At 39.0% G+C, this 20,781-nt stretch carries 16 protein-coding genes and 1 other RNA gene; 15 read left to right on the top strand and 2 right to left on the bottom strand.

The genetic code is table 11. From position 1 onward, the window contains the following. The first annotated feature begins 941 nt into the window (after positions 1 to 941). From G8O30_RS11035 to G8O30_RS10985, 11 genes are all read left to right on the top strand, one after another. Positions 942 to 1,688, top strand: a complete 747-nt coding sequence (locus G8O30_RS11035) for an alpha/beta hydrolase (protein ID WP_239672112.1) — start codon at positions 942 to 944, stop codon at positions 1,686 to 1,688. Positions 1,689 to 1,709: 21 nt separating this feature from the next. Next, positions 1,710 to 4,118, top strand: coding sequence for a ribonuclease R (gene rnr, locus G8O30_RS11030; RefSeq protein ID WP_239672111.1), 2,409 nt, complete (start codon positions 1,710 to 1,712; stop codon positions 4,116 to 4,118). A 63-nt stretch (positions 4,119 to 4,181) separates the two neighbouring features. Then, positions 4,182 to 4,649 carry an SsrA-binding protein SmpB gene (gene smpB / locus G8O30_RS11025; RefSeq protein ID WP_239672110.1) on the top strand — a complete coding sequence of 156 codons (468 nt, stop codon included), beginning with the start codon at positions 4,182 to 4,184 and terminating at the stop codon, positions 4,647 to 4,649. A 124-nt stretch (positions 4,650 to 4,773) separates the two neighbouring features. Further along, positions 4,774 to 5,125: a transfer-messenger RNA gene (ssrA, locus tag G8O30_RS11020) on the top strand. Between the two features lie 170 nt (positions 5,126 to 5,295). After that, positions 5,296 to 6,774 (top strand): spore germination protein, encoded by a 1,479-nt coding sequence (locus G8O30_RS11015; RefSeq protein ID WP_239672109.1) that lies wholly within the window; start codon positions 5,296 to 5,298, stop codon positions 6,772 to 6,774. A 2-nt stretch (positions 6,775 to 6,776) separates the two neighbouring features. Next, positions 6,777 to 7,946 (top strand): Ger(x)C family spore germination protein, encoded by a 1,170-nt coding sequence (locus G8O30_RS11010; protein ID WP_239672108.1) that lies wholly within the window; start codon positions 6,777 to 6,779, stop codon positions 7,944 to 7,946. A 21-nt stretch (positions 7,947 to 7,967) separates the two neighbouring features. Then, on the top strand, positions 7,968 to 9,077 hold the full coding sequence (locus tag G8O30_RS11005; RefSeq protein ID WP_239672107.1) for a GerAB/ArcD/ProY family transporter: 1,110 nt from the start codon (positions 7,968 to 7,970) through the stop codon (positions 9,075 to 9,077). Between the two features lie 62 nt (positions 9,078 to 9,139). Next, on the top strand, positions 9,140 to 9,415 hold the full coding sequence (locus G8O30_RS11000) for a metal-sensitive transcriptional regulator (protein WP_239672106.1): 276 nt from the start codon (positions 9,140 to 9,142) through the stop codon (positions 9,413 to 9,415). Positions 9,416 to 9,486: 71 nt separating this feature from the next. Next, positions 9,487 to 9,693: a copper chaperone CopZ gene (gene copZ / locus G8O30_RS10995; RefSeq protein WP_239672105.1), complete on the top strand. Its 207-nt coding sequence runs from the start codon at positions 9,487 to 9,489 to the stop codon at positions 9,691 to 9,693. A gap of 85 nt (positions 9,694 to 9,778) precedes the next feature. After that, positions 9,779 to 12,202 carry a heavy metal translocating P-type ATPase gene (locus G8O30_RS10990; RefSeq protein WP_239672104.1) on the top strand — a complete coding sequence of 808 codons (2,424 nt, stop codon included), beginning with the start codon at positions 9,779 to 9,781 and terminating at the stop codon, positions 12,200 to 12,202. Further along, complete coding sequence (locus G8O30_RS10985; protein WP_239672103.1) at positions 12,199 to 12,336, top strand: hypothetical protein; 138 nt, start codon at positions 12,199 to 12,201, stop codon at positions 12,334 to 12,336. The genes G8O30_RS10990 and G8O30_RS10985 overlap by 4 nt, the downstream gene beginning before the upstream one ends. Before the next feature lie 12 nt (positions 12,337 to 12,348). Here G8O30_RS10985 and G8O30_RS10980 read toward each other — a convergent pair whose 3' ends face one another. Together G8O30_RS10980 and G8O30_RS10975 are read right to left on the bottom strand one after the other, a co-directional pair. Then, a complete protein-coding gene (locus G8O30_RS10980; protein ID WP_239672102.1) occupies positions 12,349 to 13,350 on the bottom strand; it encodes a DUF3231 family protein in 1,002 nt (333 codons plus the stop codon). A 76-nt stretch (positions 13,351 to 13,426) separates the two neighbouring features. Further along, complete coding sequence (locus tag G8O30_RS10975) at positions 13,427 to 14,014, bottom strand: DUF6944 family repetitive protein (RefSeq protein WP_239672101.1); 588 nt, start codon at positions 14,012 to 14,014, stop codon at positions 13,427 to 13,429. A gap of 205 nt (positions 14,015 to 14,219) precedes the next feature. Between G8O30_RS10975 and G8O30_RS10970 the strand changes: the two genes are divergently transcribed. The 4 genes from G8O30_RS10970 to G8O30_RS10955 all read left to right on the top strand — a co-directional run bounded on the left by G8O30_RS10970 (position 14,220) and on the right by G8O30_RS10955 (position 20,523). Then, positions 14,220 to 15,077 (top strand): carbon-nitrogen hydrolase family protein, encoded by an 858-nt coding sequence (locus G8O30_RS10970; RefSeq protein ID WP_239672100.1) that lies wholly within the window; start codon positions 14,220 to 14,222, stop codon positions 15,075 to 15,077. A gap of 845 nt (positions 15,078 to 15,922) precedes the next feature. Next, entirely contained in the window at positions 15,923 to 16,747 is an 825-nt protein-coding gene (locus G8O30_RS10965; RefSeq protein WP_239672099.1) for an ABC transporter ATP-binding protein, read from the top strand. A 334-nt stretch (positions 16,748 to 17,081) separates the two neighbouring features. Continuing rightward, positions 17,082 to 18,617: an AbgT family transporter gene (locus G8O30_RS10960; protein WP_239672098.1), complete on the top strand. Its 1,536-nt coding sequence runs from the start codon at positions 17,082 to 17,084 to the stop codon at positions 18,615 to 18,617. Positions 18,618 to 18,891: 274 nt separating this feature from the next. After that, on the top strand, positions 18,892 to 20,523 hold the full coding sequence (locus G8O30_RS10955) for a Na/Pi cotransporter family protein (protein ID WP_239672097.1): 1,632 nt from the start codon (positions 18,892 to 18,894) through the stop codon (positions 20,521 to 20,523). The last annotated feature ends 258 nt before the right edge of the window (positions 20,524 to 20,781 follow it).

Raw genomic sequence — 20,781 nt, 5'->3', positions numbered from 1 at the left:
GAGGTTCAGGTGTCCTGGGAGAGCGTCTAGCGGACCACCTGTGTGAGGGAAAAGAGGTTCAGATGTCCCAGGAGAGCATCTAGCGGATCACCAGAGTGAGGAAAAAGAGGTTCAGGTGTCCTGGGAGAGCGTCTAGCGGACCACCTGAGTGAGGGAAAAGAGGTTCAGATGTCCCAGGAGAGCATCTTGCGGATCACTTGAGTGAGGAAAAAGAGGTTCAGGTGACCCGGGAGAGCGTCTGGCGGATCACCTGAGTAAGGAAAAAGAGGTTCAGGTGTCCCAGAAGAGCATCTTGCGGATCACCAGAGTGAGGAAAAAGAGGTTCAGGTGTCCTGGGAGAGCGTCTAGCGGATCACCAGAGTGAGGAAAAAGAGGTTCAGGTGTCCCGGGAGAGCGTCTAGCGGATCACCAGAGTGAGGAAAAAGAGGTTCAGGTGTCCCGGGAGAGCGTCTAGCGGATCATCTAGGTGGGGGAAAAGTGGAATAGGTGGTCCGCAAAAACTCCAGCGGTATAGTAGCCAAGAGAAAAGCAGTGCCAGGTATACCAGTGGAACGTCCAGCAGTATAGCAGACCAGGGAAAAACAGTCGCAGGTATACCAGAGGAGCGTGCCGCGGTATAGCAGCAAGGAGAAAAGCAGTGTCAGGTATACCAGAGGAGCGTGCCGCGGTATAGCAGCAAGGAGAAAAGCAGTGTCAGGTATATCAGAGGAGCGTGCCGCGGTATAGCAGCAAGGAGAAAAGCCGTGTCAGGTATACCAGAGGAGCGTGCCGCGGTATACCAGCCACCAGCAACCCAGTTCCAGGTATACCAGGGCAAGCTCCTTCCACTAAAAGTATCAATTAAATTCAATACATATACGTAACCAGCTCAATTATTGGATGCTCCCATTCTTTTATGTTTACAATATAGGATAGAGATGAAAAAAGGAGAGTCAGACAACATGAAATTACAATTACCGAAACCATTTACATTCGAAGGTGGTAAACGTGCAGTCCTATTACTTCATGGCTTCACTGGCAACTCGTCCGACGTTCGAATGCTTGGTCGTTATTTAGAAAAAAGAGGATACACATCTCATGCACCTCACTACAAAGGGCATGGAGTTCCGCCGGAAGAATTAGTACATACGGGACCAGAGGATTGGTGGAAAGACGTGATGGATGGATACCAACACTTAAAAGATCTGGGTCACGAAGAGATTGCCGTGGCTGGTCTATCCCTTGGTGGGGTATTTTCACTTAAATTAGGTTACACTGTTCCTGTAAAGGGTATTGTACCAATGTGTGCTCCTATGTTTATCAAAAGTGAAGAGGTCATGTATAAAGGAGTTCTGGCCTACGCTCGCGAATTTAAAAAGTATGAAGGTAAGTCAGATGATGTAATAGAACAAGAGATGGAAGAGTTTGCGAAAACGCCGATGGATACGTTACGTGCGTTACAAGAGTTAATTAAAGAAGTACGTAATAATGTCGATATGATTTATGCTCCAACTTTTGTTGTTCAAGCTCGAAATGACCACATGATTAACACAGATAGTGCAAATATTATTTATGACTCCATTGAATCTCCAGACAAGCAAATTAAATGGTTTGAAGAGTCAGGACATGTCATAACATTAGATAAAGAGAAAGAACAGTTGCATGAAGATGTTTATCAGTTCTTAGAATCGCTTAATTGGACTGTTTAACGTCCAGGAAGGGAGGCGCGAATGGACATACAAGAACAGCTAGTCCAACGCCTATTAACATTTATGAAAGAAGAGGCTTATAAACCTCTTACTGTCCAAGAAATTGAAGAGACATTTGGCTTAGATGAAGCCGATGACTTTAAAGAATTAGTCAAAACATTAAACCATATGGAAGACAGAGGACTACTTGTTAGAACAAGATCTAATCGGTATGGTATTCCTGAGAAAATGAATTTGGTTCGTGGACGTCTAACAGGTCATTCGAAGGGATTCGCTTTTTTAATCCCTGAAGAAGAGGGAATGGATGATATCTTTATTCCCCCAGGTGATTTAAATGGCGCACTTCACGGTGATACAGTGCTAGTCCGTGTAGCCGAAACGCAAAAAGCAGGATCGCGACGAGAAGGCTTTGTTATGAAGATAATCGAGCGAGGCGTCTCAGAGGTTGTCGGTGAATACACAGAGAGTCGTCACTTCGGCTTTGTTATTCCCGATGATAAGAAGTTTGGAAATGATATCTTCATTCCAAAAGAAGCTAGCATGGGTGCTGTCGAAGGTCACAAGGTAGTGGTGAAAATCACAGCGTATCCAGAAGGACGTAAAAGTGCAGAAGGAGAAGTTGTGGATATCCTTGGGCACAAAAATGATCCGGGTGTCGATATTTTGTCTGTTATTCACAAGCACGGTCTTCCTGGAGAGTTCCCGAAAGATGTCATCGATCAAGCTACAAAAGTACCTGATGAAATAGATCCCGCAGAAATTAAAAATCGTCGTGACCTTCGGGAAGATATGATTGTAACGATTGATGGTGCTGATGCGAAAGATTTAGATGATGCGGTACAAGTGAAAAAACTAGAAAACGGTAACTATGAGCTTGGAGTTCATATTGCTGACGTTAGCTATTACGTACAAGAGCATTCCCCTATTGATGAAGAAGCATTTGAAAGAGCGACAAGTTGCTACTTAGTAGACCGCGTTATTCCAATGATTCCGCATCGACTGTCAAATGGAATTTGTTCTTTAAATCCACAAGTAGATCGCTTAACGTTATCTTGTACGATGGAGATTACTCCTCAAGGGGAAGTCGTAAAACACGAGATTTATCAAAGTGTAATTAACACAACTGAGCGTATGACGTACTCTGATGTTAATAGCATCTTAGTGGAAAAAGATCAAAGTCTCAGAGAGAAATACGAAGCATTAGTACCGATGTTTGAGTTGATGGAAGAATTAGCGAAAATCCTACGTACGAAACGTATGAACCGCGGTGCAATCGACTTTGACTTTAAAGAGTCTAAAGTATTGGTAAAAGAAGATGGTACTCCTCTTGAAGTCGTTCTTCGCGAACGCTCAGTAGGTGAAAAGCTAATTGAAGAATTTATGTTAGCAGCAAACGAAACAATTGCTGAACATTTCCACTGGATGGACGTTCCATTTATATACCGTATCCACGAAGAGCCAAAAGAAGAAAAGTTACAACGTTTCTTTGAATTCATTACGAATTTTGGTTTAGTGGTAAAAGGTAAATCAAATGACGTTCACCCTAGAGCACTACAAGAGATTTTAGAAGATGTTGCTGGTAAACCAGAAGAAATGGTTGTTTCAACGGTTATGTTACGTTCGATGCAACAAGCAAAATATGACCCTGAGAGCCTTGGTCACTTTGGCTTATCAACGGAATTCTATACACATTTCACGTCACCAATTAGACGTTACCCAGATTTAATTGTTCATCGATTAATTAGAACGTACCTTATTGAAGGTGACTTATCTGAAGAGACTCGTGCTAAATGGGCAAGTAGAATGGACGAGATTGCAGATCATACATCTAAAATGGAACGTCGTGCGGTGGAAGCAGAACGAGAAACAGATGAGATGAAGAAAGCGGAATTCATGTTAGATAAGATTGGTGAGGAGTTTGACGGAATCATCAGTTCTGTGACTAACTTTGGAATGTTTGTGGAGCTTTCAAATACAATCGAAGGTTTAATTCATGTAAGTCATATGACGGATGATTATTATCGCTATGATGAGCGCCATTATGCTATGATTGGGGAAAGATCTGGAAGCGTGTTTAGAATCGGGGACGAAATCACTGTCGGCGTGGTGGACGTGAATAAAGATGAGCGTGCCATTGATTTTGAAATAGTCGGCATGAAATCTAACAGACCAAGAAGGGATTCTGACCGCCCTAGAACCATCCGTGCGACAAGAGGTGGAAATCATCCAACAACGGCTAATAGAAAGAAAAAAGCAGATGGTCGTAAAAAGCCAGAAAGAAAGACGGCAGATACTACTAAATCATCAGAAAAACCAGCGGAGCCGCGTGTAGCGGAAGAATGGTCTACACGACCACCGAAAAAGAAAAGCAACAAGAAGTTCTTTGAAGGTGCTCCTGCTTTTAAGAAAAAGAAGAAAAAAAGACGTTAGTATAAGAAGTACTGTCACACGATAGGTGTGGCAGTACTTCAGTTCATAGAGAGGTGTTTATGCATGCCAAAAGGGGAAGGGCAATTAATTGCTCAAAATAAGAAAGCTCGTTTTGATTACTTTATAGAGGAAACGTTCGAAGCGGGAATCGTGTTACAAGGGACAGAGATTAAGTCTGTTCGTAAAGGAAGAATGAATTTAAAAGACGCATTCGCTAAGATCCATAACGGTGAAATCTTCTTGTGGAACGCTCATATTTCTCCATATGAACAAGGAAATCGTTATAACCACGATCCTTTACGTGTAAGAAAATTGTTGCTACACAAGAAACAGATTAATACGCTAATAGGCAAGTCTAAAGAACAAGGATATTCCATCGTTCCTTTAAAGGTTTATATTAAAGATGGATACGCGAAAGTATTAATCGGTCTTGCTAAAGGGAAAAAGAATTATGATAAGCGTGAAGATTTGAAGAAGAAAGAAGCAAAGCGTGAGATGGAAAAGGTATTTAAGGCCAAGAACCAATGGTAATCTTGTAAAGATGTACTAATTGAATTCTGTGTGATATATGTTATACTAATAACACAACGTTAGCTAAGACGTTGTTTAACCCATCAAGCTTCATAACTGATGTGGTCCTGTAACCCTTTTATATGGGGACGTTACGGATTCGACAGGGGTAGTTCGAGCTTGGGTGGCGAGTCGGAGGGTCGGCTCCGTATCAACGCACGCCTAAATATAACTGGCAAAAATAATAATTTAGCACTAGCTGCCTAATGCAGCTGCTCCCCCCTCTATCGCCCATGTAGTAGGGTAAGGAGCTCAAATTTAGTGGGCTACGCCGGAGTTCTCCGTCTGGGGACGAAGGAAGAGAATAATCAGACTAGCTGCTCGGACGCCTGTTGGTAGGCATAAGAAGCGGCGAAACACAAATATACCAACTACACTCGTAGAAGCCTAAGTGGCGTTATCTTTGGACGTGGGTTCGACTCCCACCGTCTCCACCAATACATATTGTTGGTGGTTTTTTATTATATAAAATTTTTCAACTGTAGGGGAGATCCTCTACAGTTTTTTATATTTCGGCAAAATACGAATTTCTTCTGTTTAATCCTAGGGCATAAGTTTGTCTGTAAAGAAGATACTACTAACAACGTAACCATAAAGGGTGAATGGTATGAATAGTAGTAATGTATTTAGTTTAGACAAACAAATAGAGGACATTAAAGCCTATTTAGGCGATAGTTCAGATATTAAAGTTAGAGATTTAACAACTGCTAACGATAGTAAAATATCCTTACTTTACATTGACGGAATTGTAGACATACCATCGATTCAAGAGCACATAATGGACCCTATCTTAAACAAATCCTTTCCTATTAGTCAGGATCGTACGCTTTCTAAACAAATTCAGTCCGTTGTAGAAATTACTACTCTTACAGAAATAGAAACTGTAGAAGAAGCTGGTACCAAACTCTTAGATGGGTGCACTATTATCCTTAACGAGCAAGGAAAAGATATCCTTGTTGCTCAAACGGAGAAGTGGGAGAATCGTGCTGTTACTAGCCCAAAAGGCCAAAGAGCAGTGGAAGGACCAGACATCGGCTTTACAGAGAGCATGAGTACAAATATAGCTTTAATAAGAAAAATTATTAAAAATCCTAAACTTACTGTTGAAACAAAAGTGTACGGAAAAAATACCAATACTTCTGCTTCGTTAATTTATCTAAAAGGAATGGTAGATGAAGAAATTCTATCAACTATTAAACAAAAGTTAGAGGAGATTTCGTTAAAAACGGTACTAGGATCTAATTATATTTCCGAATATCTTACAAAGGAATCACAATCATTTTTTCCCTTAGTCTTAAACTCTGACCGTCCGGATGTCGCTTCTGGTGCAATATTGGAGGGGAGAGTTTGTATCATTGTAGATGGCTCTCCTTATGTCTTAATCGCTCCAGCACTTTTTTATCAATTCTTTCAATCATCAGATGACTACCATATTAGCAGTCAATCGTTAAAATTAGTTAGGCCGATGCGTTTTATCCTATTTTGGATTGCTGCGTACATGCCTGCCTTTTATATTGCAATCACAACCTATCATAAAGGACTACTTCCGGTAAATTTGCTGATTGGCTTCTTAGCCCAACAAGAGGCAGTACCATTTACAGCACTATGGGAACTTTTGTTAGTACTTATATTAACTGGAGCCATATTTGAAGCGTCAAGTAGGTTACCCCAAGCTGTCATTGTTACCATATCTCTTTTTGGGGCAATTGTGTTTGGTCAATCATCTATTGAAGCGCAAATAGTCCAGCCAATTACCCTAGCCGTTGTAAGTTCTTCCTTTATATTGTCCAGTATTGTACCGATCGCTAGTATGGGGTATGCTGCAAGGTTTTTAAAATTTGGATTAGTTTTAGTTGGGGCATTATTAGGTTTATATGGATTAGCTCTTGTGACCCTTGCCTTGTTAGTTCACCTCTGCTCTCTACGTTCGTTTGGTGTGCCCTATATGTCTCCTTTAGCGCCTTTTAAATGGGTGGATATTTCTAGAGACGTTTTCACACGTAAACCAATCCCAACGACAGATAAGGGAATTCCCATTTTTCACAAAGAGGAACAGATGGAAGATACAAGTGAAGAGAGGAAGTAAAGATGAAAATTACAAATTTTAGATATGTTATCTATGTATTAGTCATCATTGGTGCTCTCACTATAGGTTCTATTAATAACAGAACCATGAAACAAGTAGAATTAGCTTCCGGTCTTGGAGTAGAAAAGGTAGATGAACAATATGTTGTGAGCTTACAGATATTTAACCCAGCTGCTAATAAGAAAGATGCACAAGATCTAATTGGAGGATATACCTATACACAATCGGGCAAGACAGTTCCGGAAGCCATTCAAAAAATTAAAAAAATGAGTTGGAAAAAACCGATCTTGGATACTCTTCAGGTGGTTGTGCTCGGGGAACAACTATTAAAGGAAGAGGGACTCACGAAAACAATTGACTACCTCGTTCGTGATACCCGTATTCCCGCAAACGTAATTATTCTTACAATAAAGGAATACAGTCCAGATACGTTCTTTCATATTTTCACACAACAACAGAAGTTATCTTCTTTATACGCTAGTACACTTTTACATAATACGGAACAATCCTATGGAAGACTAATAAAGAATTCACCGGAACGATTAAAAAGTATTCTTGTAGACGAATCTAGTGGAGATCTCATGCTTCCATATTTACAGATAGTTGGGGATATAGAGAAAGGATTAACTAAGAGTAACATAGAAGGTTTTACGCCTTCCGAGCAATTAGAATTTGGAGGATTCTCTGTACTTAAAGACGATAAACTTCATTCCTATTTCACTTCAGAAGAAAGCAATACGATAGCATTAATTTATAATATCGATCAGGTTGTATCTATGTCTGTGAATTGTCCTGGTAGTGAAGAGACTTTTACTATGGATACTATCCATACTGGTTCTAAATTAAAGGTCAAAAAAGAGAATACTTTTGACTTGAAAGTTCAAATCGAAGGTAATGTGGAAGAGTTGTCATGCACGGAAAAATTACCTTTATCAACAGGTTTGCATAGTTTAGAAAAGCAACTTGAGAAAACTTATAAGGAAAAAATTGATGCTCTTTTCGAAAAGACAATCTCTGATGGAATAGACATTTTTCGTTTTAAGGATACCTTATACAGACAGGATCCGAAAAGTTGGAAACAAGTAAAGGAAGATAAAGATTACCTATCAACAGTAAAAATAAATACTAATGTAGAAGTTAGTTTGGTTCGTACAGGGCATATTGGTTTATAAGTCTTTAAGGGAGGTAAGAAGATGAACAAGGTTACCATATCACGTTTAGAATTTTGTGCGATGATGCTTCTTTTTTTAATGGGAAGTACGATTGTTGTTGGACTAAACTTTTCTGTAAAGGAAGATAGTATCGTCGCTGCTATAGTAGATATGGTAATTGGGGTTGTGCTGTTTTATTTCTATCTTCTTATTATGAAGAGAAGTTCATGGAAAGAGTTCGTACCTCTTTTAGAATTGGGATTCGGAAAAATTCTTTCAAAGGGTGTTGCCATCCTATTTTGCTTATACTTCTTGTACATTGCTGCAAGGGTGACCAATGACTTTGCCTTTTTTACTACTCAAATTATTTATCCAGATGCTCCTACTAATTTTGCTGTTTTACCTTTTTTGGTAGTAATAGGGTATTGTGTCATCTTAGGTGTGGAAGCGGTAGCAAGAAGTAGTATCATCATTTTAGTCTTCTTCTCCATCATTACCGTTACTTTGTGGATTGCAGGCTTTACTTCTGAAGAATTTCAAGGTAGATATCTTTTACCGATCCTTGGACAAGGGTGGAAGCCGATTTTTGAAGCAGTATTTCCGAGAGGGGTTACCTTTCCTTATGGTGAATTAGTCGTATTTCTTGTCCTAATCCCACTAGTTACTCTGAAACAAAAATTAATGAAAGTGGCATGGATACCTATTGTTTTATCTGGAACAATCATTGTTGTAACAATGGTGTTAACCATGGGGATATTACATGCTACCTTTGCCGATCAGCATTACTTTCCTTTTGTACAGGCAATGGAATTGGTTACGTATTTAGATATTATTGAACACTTTGAGATTTTTACATACCTATTATTGATTGGTGGAGGATTTATTAAAATTTACGTGTTCATTTTTGGAGCATTAACAATCTTGATGCAACTATTCAAGCTAAAACTAACAAAAATACACATTATTGCTTTGATGTCGGTCGTTTATTTACTCACTTTTTACAAGAGTGAAAGCATAACAGAACATCTCTATATCGGCTTAGAAATTGTTCCGAAGTACCTCCATTTACCTGTACAGATAGGACTACCTTTCATTTTGGGTATTGTCGTCTTTTTAAGAACAAAGAGACCACCAAACACCTATAAAGGATAAGGAGCAGAGTACTTGTTTTTTAATCCCCAAGAGGGTATCCTTAATACTAAGGGGGAGTATAAATGAAGACTGCTCATCAACCAAATAAACAACAATTATTAAATAGATTAAAACGTATTGAAGGACAAGTAAGAGGCATACACAAAATGGTGGAAGAAGACCGTTATTGTGTAGATATTCTTAACCAAATCTCTGCTATTCAAGCGGCTACGAACAAAGTTGCTTTAAATTTATTAGAAAACCATACACATCATTGCGTAGCGGATGCTATCCATAAGAACAATGGAGAAGAAGCAATTGAAGAGTTAATGGGTTTAGTCAAAAAAATGGTAAAATAAACATTTTCTATTGATATACCCTACAGGAGTATAGTACTATAAAATTGAACTTAACAATAGGAGGGCTTAAAATGACAGTAGAAGTACTTAGCGTTAAAGGAATGTCTTGTGGACATTGTGTTAAAGCAGTCGAAACAAGTGTAGGTAAATTAGATGGTATAGAAACAGTTTCTGTAAACCTGGAAGATGCTAAAGTAGAAGTAGCATTTGATGAGTCCAAAGTTCATTTAGAAGTAATTAAAGAAACAATTGAAGAACAAGGTTACGACGTACTATAAGAGATGAATCGTGCATAAACGTGCACGATTATTTTTGAAAATAAATATACCCCATACAAGTATTTTGGTGAGGAGGAATACGGTTATGGAACAAAAAGAAATAACACTTCAGATTACCGGAATGACGTGTGCAGCATGCTCTAATCGCATAGAGAAATCGTTAACTAAAATGGAGGGAGTAGAAAAGGCTTCGGTAAACTTAGCTTTAGAAAGTGCAACGGTTGTGACTAATTCTTCTTCTGTCAACGCGTTAACGATTAAAGAAAAGATTCATGATCTGGGGTACGGAGTAATTAGTCAAACGGCGGAATTTGATGTAATTGGTATGACGTGTGCAGCCTGTGCGAATCGAATTGAGAGAAAGCTTTCTAAAATGTCCGGGGTAGAGAAAGCAGCAGTCAACTTAACATTAGAAACTGCTCAGGTTACGTTTAACGAAAAAGAAGTAAATCCTCAAGAGATGAAGGCAGCCATAAAGGATCTAGGATTTGAATTAGTAGAGAAAAAAGAAGAAAAATCGGATATAGACCAAATAAGAAAAGAAGCAGAAGAGAAACAAGTGGCTAAGTTTTATTTTGCCGCTATCCTTTCCTTCCCTTTACTTTGGGCGATGGTTAGTCATTTTTCTTTTACCTCGTTTATTTGGTTGCCAGATATGTTGATGAACCCTTGGGTGCAATTCGCTTTAGCTACACCTGTTCAGTTCATTGTTGGTGCTCCATTTTACGTGGGAGCCTATAAAGCATTAAAGAATAAGAGCGCCAATATGGATGTATTGGTGGCCATGGGAACGTCTGCTGCTTATTTCTATAGTATTTATCTTTCTATTAAATCTATTGGTTCGACTGGCATGGTCGAACTTTATTTTGAAACAAGTGCGGTGCTACTAACGTTATTGCTACTAGGTAAGATTTTTGAAGCGAAAGCAAAAGGCAGATCCTCGGAAGCGATTAAGAAGTTGATGGGGCTTAGACCGAAAGAAGCAACTATTCTACGTGATAACATGGAAGTAATTGTTCCTGTTGAAGATATTCAAGTCGGAGATCATGTAATCGTTAAACCTGGGGAGAGTATCCCTGTAGATGGAAAAGTAGTAAAAGGCACATCTTCCGTTGATGAGTCCATGATTACGGGAGAAAGTATACCCATTGAAAAAACAGTAGAGTCAGAAGTAATAGGTTCTACTACTAATACGACGGGTCAATTGATCCTAGAAGCCACAAAAGTTGGGAAAGATACAACACTTTCGCAAATTATAAAAATAGTAGAACAAGCGCAAGGTTCTAAGGCTCCGATTCAGCGACTAGCTGATACTATCTCAGGTATTTTCGTTCCTATTGTGGTGGGAATCGCTTTGGTTACATTTCTTCTTTGGTACTTTCTTGTAGATCCAGGTAACACGTCACAAGCTGTGGAAGTGATGATAGCGGTTCTAGTCATTGCGTGCCCATGTGCGTTAGGACTGGCAACTCCAACTTCCATTATGGCAGGTTCTGGTCGAGCAGCAGAGCATGGCATTTTGTTTAAAGGTGGAGAACACTTAGAAACGACTAAGAATATTACAGCCGTTGTATTAGACAAAACTGGTACCGTCACAGAGGGAAAACCCGTTGTGACAGATATAGAAGTAGTTGGTCAGAATAATAGAGAAGAATTGTTGATTATGACAGCTTCAGCAGAGACTTCTTCCGAACATCCTTTAGCATTGGCTATTGTGAATCATGCGAAAGAAGAGGGGTACACGCTAGAACAGGTTGAATCCGCAGAGGCAATCCCAGGTTTCGGATTAGAAGCTATTGTAGGAGGAAAACATGTTTTAGTAGGTACGAAAAAGCTAATGGACCGATTCTCGGTTACAGGGGATTTCTCTCTTTTAACAAAATATGAGGAACAAGGAAAAACAGCTATGCTAATAGCGATAAACCAAGAGTTAAGTGGTGTCATTGCTGTTGCAGATACCGTTCGTTCTACATCAAAAGAAGCAGTCGCAAAATTCCAAGCGATGGGCCTCAAAGTAGTGCTGTTAACAGGAGATAATGAAAGAACGGCCAATGCGATTGCCAAAGAAGTTGGCATTACGGATGTTATCGCTGGTGTCTTGCCTGAAGAGAAAGCATCACATATCCAAAAGTTACAAGGGGAAGGTTACCGGGTGGCGATGGTAGGCGATGGAATAAATGATGCTCCTGCTTTAGCAACTGCAGACATTGGAATTGCGATGGGTACGGGTACAGATATCGCCATTGCTGCAGCGGATATTACGTTAATGAGAGCGGACCTAACAACTGTGGCTGATGCTATTCAGATGAGTAAATTTACAGTGAAGAACATTAAACAAAATCTGTTCTGGGCATTTGCTTATAACTCGATTGGAATTCCCATTGCTGCTATTGGTCTTCTTGCACCTTGGGTAGCGGGAGCAGCTATGGCGTTTAGTTCTGTATCGGTTGTTTTAAATGCACTTAGACTTCAACGAATATCATTAAAAAAAGGAAGTGGTATGGTATGAGTAGTAAACAGAAGTGGATATTAGCTGGTGTAGCGTATATATTACTTGTGATATCTGCTTATTCATTCCTTACACCTAATCAGCATAATAATGACGATCATGCAGGAAAAGCCCTTATGAGTTTCTACTCTTAAAGGCTTTCTCTTCTATCGATATAAATTTTTTCTATTAATAGGTTGAGGTGGTTTTTCCATCCAACCTCTTTTTATTAATAATTGAAATCCTTCTAGGCCAAACTCTGCAATTTCCGCAATAAGTGCAATATATTTTGCATTTAAATCTTTTCTCATCGTCATCGACAAAGCATAAGACATTAAATACAATCCAGTACTTGTAGTAGTTGTCACCAAGAATGCCATTAACTTCTCGGAGAATGGGGGCACAGTAGAATCAGTAACTTCTATGCTAACGGGAATATTGCCTATCTGTTCTTCGTCTTTTAAAACTTTATTTAATACTTCTACTTGTTTTTCGGAAAGTTTTTTGCCTTTAAGGAAATATTGTTTTAGTTCCACATCGCTAGTAACTTGTAAAAGTCCCATCATTAATAAAATTCCAATACAATTCCGCTCAATGGCAAAAAATATCTCACTTAATTCCATTGCATGCAAAGGTCTTTTCTCCCCAAACCAACTTCCAAGAAAATGTTCCTCAGGCGAAATGTATTCTACTTTTGTTGGATAAGGCATCTTAGGCGGTCTATCGTAAATACCTTTTTTGAGCATTAGATCTATTGCATCTTTATATAGTTGAGTTGCTTCCTGCTGACAATTTAAAAAGAATTGAAAGACATCTGTCCTTGCTACTTTGGTTAAATTGGTAGCTAACGTTGGTACATGTAATTGACCTACACGATAAACAAAACTTAAAGCAAACAAATCGCTAAACAATCTTGGTGTTTCTAATTGGATGTCCTGATCTGTAAAACCATGCGGAATTGGGAAAGTCTCTTCTTCCAAAATTGCTGCTATCTCTTGCATCTTTTTTGTTTCAAATGATAGTGTTCTCTCTACCAATAATTGAATATCTTCATCAACCATATGGTGTAAGAAATGTTTATAAAAGCACGTAGTAGCGCTAAATTGGATGTAGTGTGACCATAATGCTGCAATCTCAGGGGAGGTCAAAATAATTTTCTCTTTTGACATAAGTACCTCCTTTAGTACTATTCGTACTTATAGGTTGCAACATGATTAGAAATGTATACATAGAGGAATGTTACTTTTAATTAGGATAGGAAAGAGGTTTATTTATTTGTACGGTAGAGTCATCTTTTAAGATCTCTTTAGATACACCAATTGCAGATATCACAGAGCCAGTAGCTTGAATCCAACTTCCAACAAAATTAAGTTGAAAAGACTCTTGTTCAGATAAATTTTGATTACCTCCAATGGCCTGTAAGGAGTTACCAATAATCTGAAGGATGTTTCCATACAAGTCATACAAATCGTTTACTTCAGGTGTTCCATCAAATAAAGCAGATAAAGCAACACTTCCACCTATGGCTTGAATAATATTTCCTGCATTAAACAAATCATTTTGCGTTTCTTCTTCAAGCGGTAATACATATCCACCAACTTCTATCACATTACCGGAAGCTTGCACAGCATTTCCTAACTGTTCTAATGAACCTTCATCAGAAGTACCCGCTAAGATTGCATTACCTGTTGCTTGTAGTTCATTGCCTATTAAGGCTAAATCCTCTAGAAAATCGTTGGATAGTTTTTTTATTGGTGAAGCCCCAACGGCTGCAGTAACAGTTCCGATTGCTTGTATCCAGGCTCCTGTTAGTTCTAATTGATCATTAGTCATGATCATCGCCTACTTTTATGCTTGATTAACAACTCAGTATTTCTGACATGTAATGGTCCGCCTATTTTCACTTTAGACAGTTTATACAAATGAAGCTAAATTGGTTATTCTCTTTCTAACACTTAAAGGTTGTTCTTTTGTTCTAATTTCTTCATAATCATGACTGGATGAGTTTTACCAAGAGTTATTTAAGGGAGGTTTTCTCATGAATTTTAGAGTATCCGCAGTACAGTATCATTTACACACCATATCTAGTTTTAACGATTTCGCTCAACAGGTTGAGCATTATATAAGAACCGCTAGTGAATATGAAACACAATTTGTTTTATTTCCAGAATTTTTTACGACCCAGTTAATGTCCATTGGAAATGAGAAGGGACAAGCGCTGCAAATACATGAATTACCGCAGTTTACCGAGCAGTATCTTCACCTTTTTAAAGAGATGGCTGCTAAGTATGATATGCACATTGTTGGAGGTACACATGTTGTAGAGCGCAAAGGAAAATTACTGAATATGGCGCATCTATTTTATCCAGATGGCAGAGTGGAAGAACAACCCAAAATACACATAACTCCTACAGAAGTAGAAGAATGGAATATGGAAGCGGGAGAATCGCTAAAAGTATTTGACACTATTTTTGGCAAAGTAGCAATGCTGACTTGTTATGATATAGAATTCCCCGAGATTGTTCGTATGGCCCGTGCAAAAGGTGCGGACGTCATCTTCTGTCCATCTTGCACAGACGATAAACACGGATTTTACAGAGTTCGTTATACTAGCCATGCAAGAGCAGTAGAGAATCAAGTCTATGTAGTGTTAACAGGTACAGTAGGTGCATTACCAACTGTGGATTTCATGAGAGCAAACACTGGTCAGGCAGCAATTATTACGCCTAACGATATCCCATTCCCACCAAGAGGGATATTAGTGGAGGGTGAACTGAACCACGATGAAATAGTGACAGCCGACCTTAATCTAGATTTACTTTATCAAGTAAGGGCCAAGGGATCGGTTACAACGTGGAGAGATCGTAGAACTGATTTGTATACGGATTGGGATTAGTAAGACTACTTTAGATGGTGATGTTCTATATAGCAAATCAGCATCCATTAATCGACAAAGAAATTAAACAAACGTTTGATCAATAGGGTGGATAGTAGTGTACTTGGCAACTATCTAGCAACTTTAACGTTTTGATAGTCCTCCAAATTTAGGGAGTAGGACGTGAGAAAAGAGATTCCTTCGATTTGAGGACCGTCAGAAGCGGGAGAAGGTCGTGAAAGAGGAGATCCCTTGGATTTGAGGACCGTCAGAAGCGGGAGAAGGTCGTGAAAGAGGAGATCCCTTGGATTTGAGGACCGTCAGAAGCGGGAGAAGGTCGTTAAAAAGGAGATCCCTTCGATTTGAGGACCGTCAGAAGCGGGAGAAAGTCGTAAAAGAGGAGACTCCTTGGATTTGAGGACCGTCAGAAGCGGGAGAAGGTCGTGAAAAAGGAGATCTCTTCGATTTGAGGACCGTCAGAAGCTTGAGTAGGTCGTGAAAAAGGAAATTCCTTCAATTTGAGGACCGTCGGAGAGTGTGGGTAGAGGATTTTTAAGCTTGATGCCAGTCTAGTTCTCTTGAGGTGGTGTCTAGCTCCAGGTGGGCAACCGCTCTGAAAAGTTTGAAAGCCTGTGGTGGCTGAAGTGGACCTTCTACTAAGAACCGGTGACATCACGTCACCAACGCAGAAGACAGTACGTCACGCACAAGCCCTCGGTCCATCCAAGTTTTCTGCCGCATCTAAACGCGCGCCTTGCGCATTTCTTTATTTGACAATGAAAACCGTTATCATTTATCATATGAGTATAGACGCATGAATAATGTAGTTGTTAGAGAACTAACAATACATAAAGGAGGAGCCCACCATGAAGCAACCGATTGCAACAAATAATCTTTCACTAGGGTATGGAGAAAGAGTGATCATCGATGATTTAACTATTGAAATACCAAAAGGTGAAATTACTGTGTTCATTGGTGGTAATGGTTGTGGCAAGTCGACGCTCCTTCGATCTGTAGCTAGGTTATTAAAGCCTCATAATGGTTCAGTATTATTAGAAGGAAAGCAGATATCTAGTTTATCAACAAAAGAGATTGCTAGAAAAATGGCTATTTTACCTCAGACTCCAGTAGCTCCAGAGGGACTTACTGTTTATCAACTAGTGAAACAAGGTCGATATCCTCATCAATCTTGGATTAAACAATGGACGAAAAAAGACGAAGCGAAAGTCTTGGAAGCGCTAGACTCTACTAACATGTTAGAGTTTAGAGATCGATCCGTAGATGAATTATCAGGTGGCCAAAGACAGCGAGCTTGGATTGCCATGACGCTTGCACAAGATACAGATATTATTCTTTTGGATGAGCCGACAACTTACTTGGATATGACTCACCAAATTGAAATATTAGACTTACTCTTTGAACTGAACGAAAAAGAAGGTAGAACCATTGTGATGGTACTCCATGATTTGAATTTAGCCTGCCGTTATGCACATAACCTGGTTGCCATTAAAGATGGAGCGGTATACTCACAAGGTACACCGGAGTCCGTGATTAGTTGTGAGATGGTAAGAGCTGTGTTTGACATGGACTGTCAAGTAACAAGTGATCCACTATTTGGAACGCCTTTATGCATACCATATGGTAGAGGACGTTGTTTACTTCCTAATGCTACTAGAAAGACAGGTTCATAAGAGGTAGGGAACCAGCATTCGAATTGGCGATGCTGGTTTTTTGATATTTTAATAAGAAAAACTCTAAGGTCTCAAGGTGATGTAGTGTATTGTAACCAAGCGCATGTCTATGTCGATGTTAAAGTAAATAGTATTGGTTGATACCCTCCTAAATACATATAAATAACCCTAAAAATGGTTAAAATATTGCGTAGGTAACAAAATTGGCCACTATATATTTCAAATAATTTAGAATTTGGAAAATACCCTTTCAAAATTCGACAAGATTATTTATAATTTAAAAGTCATTTTAGTTAATTGTTTGAAAATTTCCACACAAGAAAGGTTGTCAGATATGGAAGAGACACAAAAGAAATCTGGATTCGTTAATGGCTTCTTGAATGTCATTGAACGAGTTGGTAACAAATTACCAGATCCAGTAACATTATTCGCAGGCTTTGCTTTATTAGTAGTGATTTTGTCTGCCGTCTTTTCATCTCTTGGTGTCACAGTTGCAGACCCAATTAATGAAGGTGAGACGATCGCAGTCAAAAACCTATTAAGTTCAGAAGGTATACTATACTTATTCGAAAGTGCTGTAACGAACTTTACAGGCTTTGCTCCATTAGGAACAGTTCTTGTAACGATGTTAGGTATCGGAATTGCAGAACGTTCAGGGTTAATAAGTGCAGCACTTCGTGGACTAGTTACATCTGTGCCTCGTCAGCTTATTACTGCCGCTCTTGTATTTGGTGGGGTAATGTCTAGTATGGCTGCAGATGCTGGTTATGTAGTATTAACACCACTAGGAGCAGTACTATTTGCAGGTCTTGGACGCCACCCGCTAGCAGGTTTAGCAGCGGCATTCGCAGGGGTATCTGGGGGATTCTCTGCAAACTTACTGTTAACTTCTCTTGACCCATTACTTGGTGGTTTAACAGTAGAAGCAACGAAAATTTTTGATCCTGCTTATGCAGAAACAATTAACTATGCGATGAACTACTATTTCATGATCGCATCTGTATTCTTAATTACGATCATTGGTACATTAGTTACTGACTTTATTGTGGAACCTCGTTTAGATAAATACGAAGGTACACATAAAGAAGAAGTAGATTACTTGCGTCCAGAAGAAAAGCGTGGCCTTTGGGCAGCATTTGCTACAATGGCTTTAACACTTGTTGGACTAGCATTACTTGTAGTTCCTTCTTGGGGACCTCTACGTGCAGGAGAAGAAAGCTTTGTTAATACTCCATTTATGCATGTTCTAGTACCAGTAATTTTACTTACATTCTTTATTCCAGGTCTTGTTTATGGACTAATTACAAAGTCTATTAAGAACGATAAAGATGTTGCTAATCAGTTGTCAGATACAATGGCTACAATGGGATCATACCTTGTTTTAGCTTTCGTAGCTGCACAATTCGTAGCATACTTTGCAGAATCAAAACTTGGAACAGTATTAGCTGTTAAAGGTGCTGAATTTATTGATGCAACTGGATTTAACGGTTTCCCGTTAATACTTACTTTTATCGTGGTAACTGGATTGATCAACTTGTTTATTGGTAGTGCATCAGCAAAATGGGCTATTATGGCTCCAGTATTCGTTCCTTTAATGATGTCTTCTGGATATTCACCGGAGTTAACACAATTGGTATACCGTATTTCAGATTCTACAACTAATATCATCTCACCATTAATGCCATACTTCGCAATTGTTATCGCATTTGCACAAAAGTATGACAAGAAAGTGGGAATAGGTACACTTATTTCTGTTATGCTTCCATACTCTATTGCCTTTACAATTTTCTGGGTACTGATGCTATTTATCTGGATGGCAACTGGTCTGCCGATCGGTCCTGGTTCTGGCGTAGAATATATTCGACCTTAATACGAAAACCTTCTCTTATCGGAGAAGGTTTTTTTGTTACGTGAACAGTAACAACTCAACGGTGGCCACGTGATGTGACCTGAATTTAGTTGAGTCTCCAAAAAATGTGCATAATGTTACACAAAAAAACTCCCTCTGAATCGAATTCACCAGTTACACTGTTTCCTAATATTAATTTTATGTAAATTTATCGTAAATTGGGTTTACAAATGCTTCAATAATTATTTACAATTGCGGAGGTGTGCGCAAAATATGTCGAATTAGGAGTGGGAAAATGGATTATAATGTCCAAGAGATGATCTTCCAATTTATTGGAGGACTAGGGATCTTCCTTTTTGGAATAAAGTATATGGGAGATGGCTTGCAAAATGCTGCAGGTGATCGTTTACGTGAGATTTTAGAAAAATCGACTTCTAACCCGTTTATGGGTGTTCTATCAGGTATCTTAGTTACAATTCTTATTCAATCTAGTTCTGGTACAACAGCCTTAACTGTAGGTTTAGTAAATGCCGGGTTTATGACGTTCCGCCAAGCGATTGGGGTAATCATGGGTGCGAACATTGGAACAACGGTTACAGCATTTATCATCGGTATTAAGATTTCTGACTATGCTTTACCGATCATTGGTGCTGGAGCAATCTTGTTATTCTTCTTTAAATCGAAGAAAATTTATCACTTAGGACAAGTTGTATTTGGATTCGGTGCATTATTCTTAGGTCTTTCGCTTATGAGTGATGGAATGAAGCCATTACGCTCTTTGGAAGCCTTTAAAGAATTAACAGTACAAATGAGTGATAATCCAATTCTAGGGGTAATTATCGGAACAGTTTTCACTGTAATTGTACAAAGTTCTTCCGCTACAATTGGTATTCTTCAGGAATTATTCGCGCAAGATGCTATGAGCTTAGATGCGGCATTACCAGTACTATTTGGAGATAACATTGGTACAACGATTACTGCAGTTCTAGCAGCAATTGGTACTTCTGTTGCAGCAAGAAGAGCAGCAGCTGTCCATGTTACGTTTAACTTAATTGGTACAGCTATTTTCTTACTTTTATTAATTCCGTTTACAACATTTATTTCATTTTTACAAGACAAGTTAGAATTAGAACCTGCTATGACCATTGCATTTGCACACGGAACATTTAACATCGCAAACACAATAATCCAGTTCCCATTCATTGCTGTTTTAGCATGGATTGTGACAAAGTTGATTCGCGGAGAAGATTCGGCTATTGAATATGCTCCTAAGCATTTAAATCCTGTTTTCATTGAAACATCACCTTCTGTTGCTTTAGGACAAGCAAAAGAAGAAGTAGTCCGCATGGCGACATTATCTTTAAAAGGTTTAGAAGAAGCAAATAGCTTTATTCACACGAACAAAAAGAAACATGCTGACATAGCTTTACAAACAGAAGATGCGCTTAATAACTTAGATAGAAAAATAACTGCTTATTTAGTGCAACTATCAGGTAAGTCATTGTCAGAAGAAGAAAGAACACTTCATGCTAACCTAATGGATTCAGTACGCGATTTAGAGCGTGTAGGTGACCATATGGAGAATATTGTAGAGTTGATTGACTTCCGTATTAATAACCGAGTCTCTCTATCTGAACAAGCTTTAAGCGAGTTAACAGAAATGATGGAATTAACGATTGCCACACTTAAAAATGCAACAAAAGCTTTAGATACAAAAGACGTTCGTTTAGCAGAACAAGTTTTAGCTAACGAAGAGAAGATAGATAACATGGAACGTGTTTTACGTAAGAAACATATTGTGCGCTTAAATGAAGGGGTTTGTTCTGGTGACGCAGGTGTTATTTTCGTAGATATCGTGAGTAACTTAGAGCGTATTGGTGACCATGCAGTAAACTTAGCAGAAAGTGTTATGGGTACGCGTCACTAATATAAAGTAAGAGTCTCTGTAAGCAGTGTTCATTGCTTGCAGAGGCTCTTTTTTGTTACGTGACCAGTAACAACTCATCGTTAGCCACGTGGTGTGGCTTGCTTTTAGAGGAGTCTCCTTTGTTTAGGGATAAAAAGGGTAAACAGTGATCAAACGTCTTGTGTAGTCCATGAATGAGTTACATCGAGGGATGTAAAAAGAACATAGGAGTGATTAGGGTCTCTTCGCGAGCTGAGCAAAGGGATGTTGAGAGATCAA

The organism is Mangrovibacillus cuniculi (assembly GCF_015482585.1).
GTDB classification, from domain to species: domain Bacteria; phylum Bacillota; class Bacilli; order Bacillales; family R1DC41; genus Mangrovibacillus; species Mangrovibacillus cuniculi.
The sequence above is the reverse complement of the archived record's forward strand: the minus strand, read 5'-3'. Positions and strand labels throughout refer to the sequence as shown.

Bases quoted from the DNA above. Each gene is read 5' to 3' on its own strand.
- G8O30_RS11035 (WP_239672112.1), top strand. From the start codon at position 942: ATGAAATTACAATTACCGAAACCATTTACATTCGAAGGTGGTAAACGT.
- rnr (WP_239672111.1), top strand. From the start codon at position 1,710: ATGGACATACAAGAACAGCTAGTCCAACGCCTATTAACATTTATGAAA.
- smpB (WP_239672110.1), top strand. From the start codon at position 4,182: ATGCCAAAAGGGGAAGGGCAATTAATTGCTCAAAATAAGAAAGCTCGT.
- G8O30_RS11015 (WP_239672109.1), top strand. From the start codon at position 5,296: ATGAATAGTAGTAATGTATTTAGTTTAGACAAACAAATAGAGGACATT.
- G8O30_RS11010 (WP_239672108.1), top strand. From the start codon at position 6,777: ATGAAAATTACAAATTTTAGATATGTTATCTATGTATTAGTCATCATT.
- G8O30_RS11005 (WP_239672107.1), top strand. From the start codon at position 7,968: ATGAACAAGGTTACCATATCACGTTTAGAATTTTGTGCGATGATGCTT.
- G8O30_RS11000 (WP_239672106.1), top strand. From the start codon at position 9,140: ATGAAGACTGCTCATCAACCAAATAAACAACAATTATTAAATAGATTA.
- copZ (WP_239672105.1), top strand. From the start codon at position 9,487: ATGACAGTAGAAGTACTTAGCGTTAAAGGAATGTCTTGTGGACATTGT.
- G8O30_RS10990 (WP_239672104.1), top strand. From the start codon at position 9,779: ATGGAACAAAAAGAAATAACACTTCAGATTACCGGAATGACGTGTGCA.
- G8O30_RS10985 (WP_239672103.1), top strand. From the start codon at position 12,199: ATGAGTAGTAAACAGAAGTGGATATTAGCTGGTGTAGCGTATATATTA.
- G8O30_RS10980 (WP_239672102.1), bottom strand. From the start codon at position 13,350: ATGTCAAAAGAGAAAATTATTTTGACCTCCCCTGAGATTGCAGCATTA.
- G8O30_RS10975 (WP_239672101.1), bottom strand. From the start codon at position 14,014: ATGACTAATGATCAATTAGAACTAACAGGAGCCTGGATACAAGCAATC.
- G8O30_RS10970 (WP_239672100.1), top strand. From the start codon at position 14,220: ATGAATTTTAGAGTATCCGCAGTACAGTATCATTTACACACCATATCT.
- G8O30_RS10965 (WP_239672099.1), top strand. From the start codon at position 15,923: ATGAAGCAACCGATTGCAACAAATAATCTTTCACTAGGGTATGGAGAA.
- G8O30_RS10960 (WP_239672098.1), top strand. From the start codon at position 17,082: ATGGAAGAGACACAAAAGAAATCTGGATTCGTTAATGGCTTCTTGAAT.
- G8O30_RS10955 (WP_239672097.1), top strand. From the start codon at position 18,892: ATGGATTATAATGTCCAAGAGATGATCTTCCAATTTATTGGAGGACTA.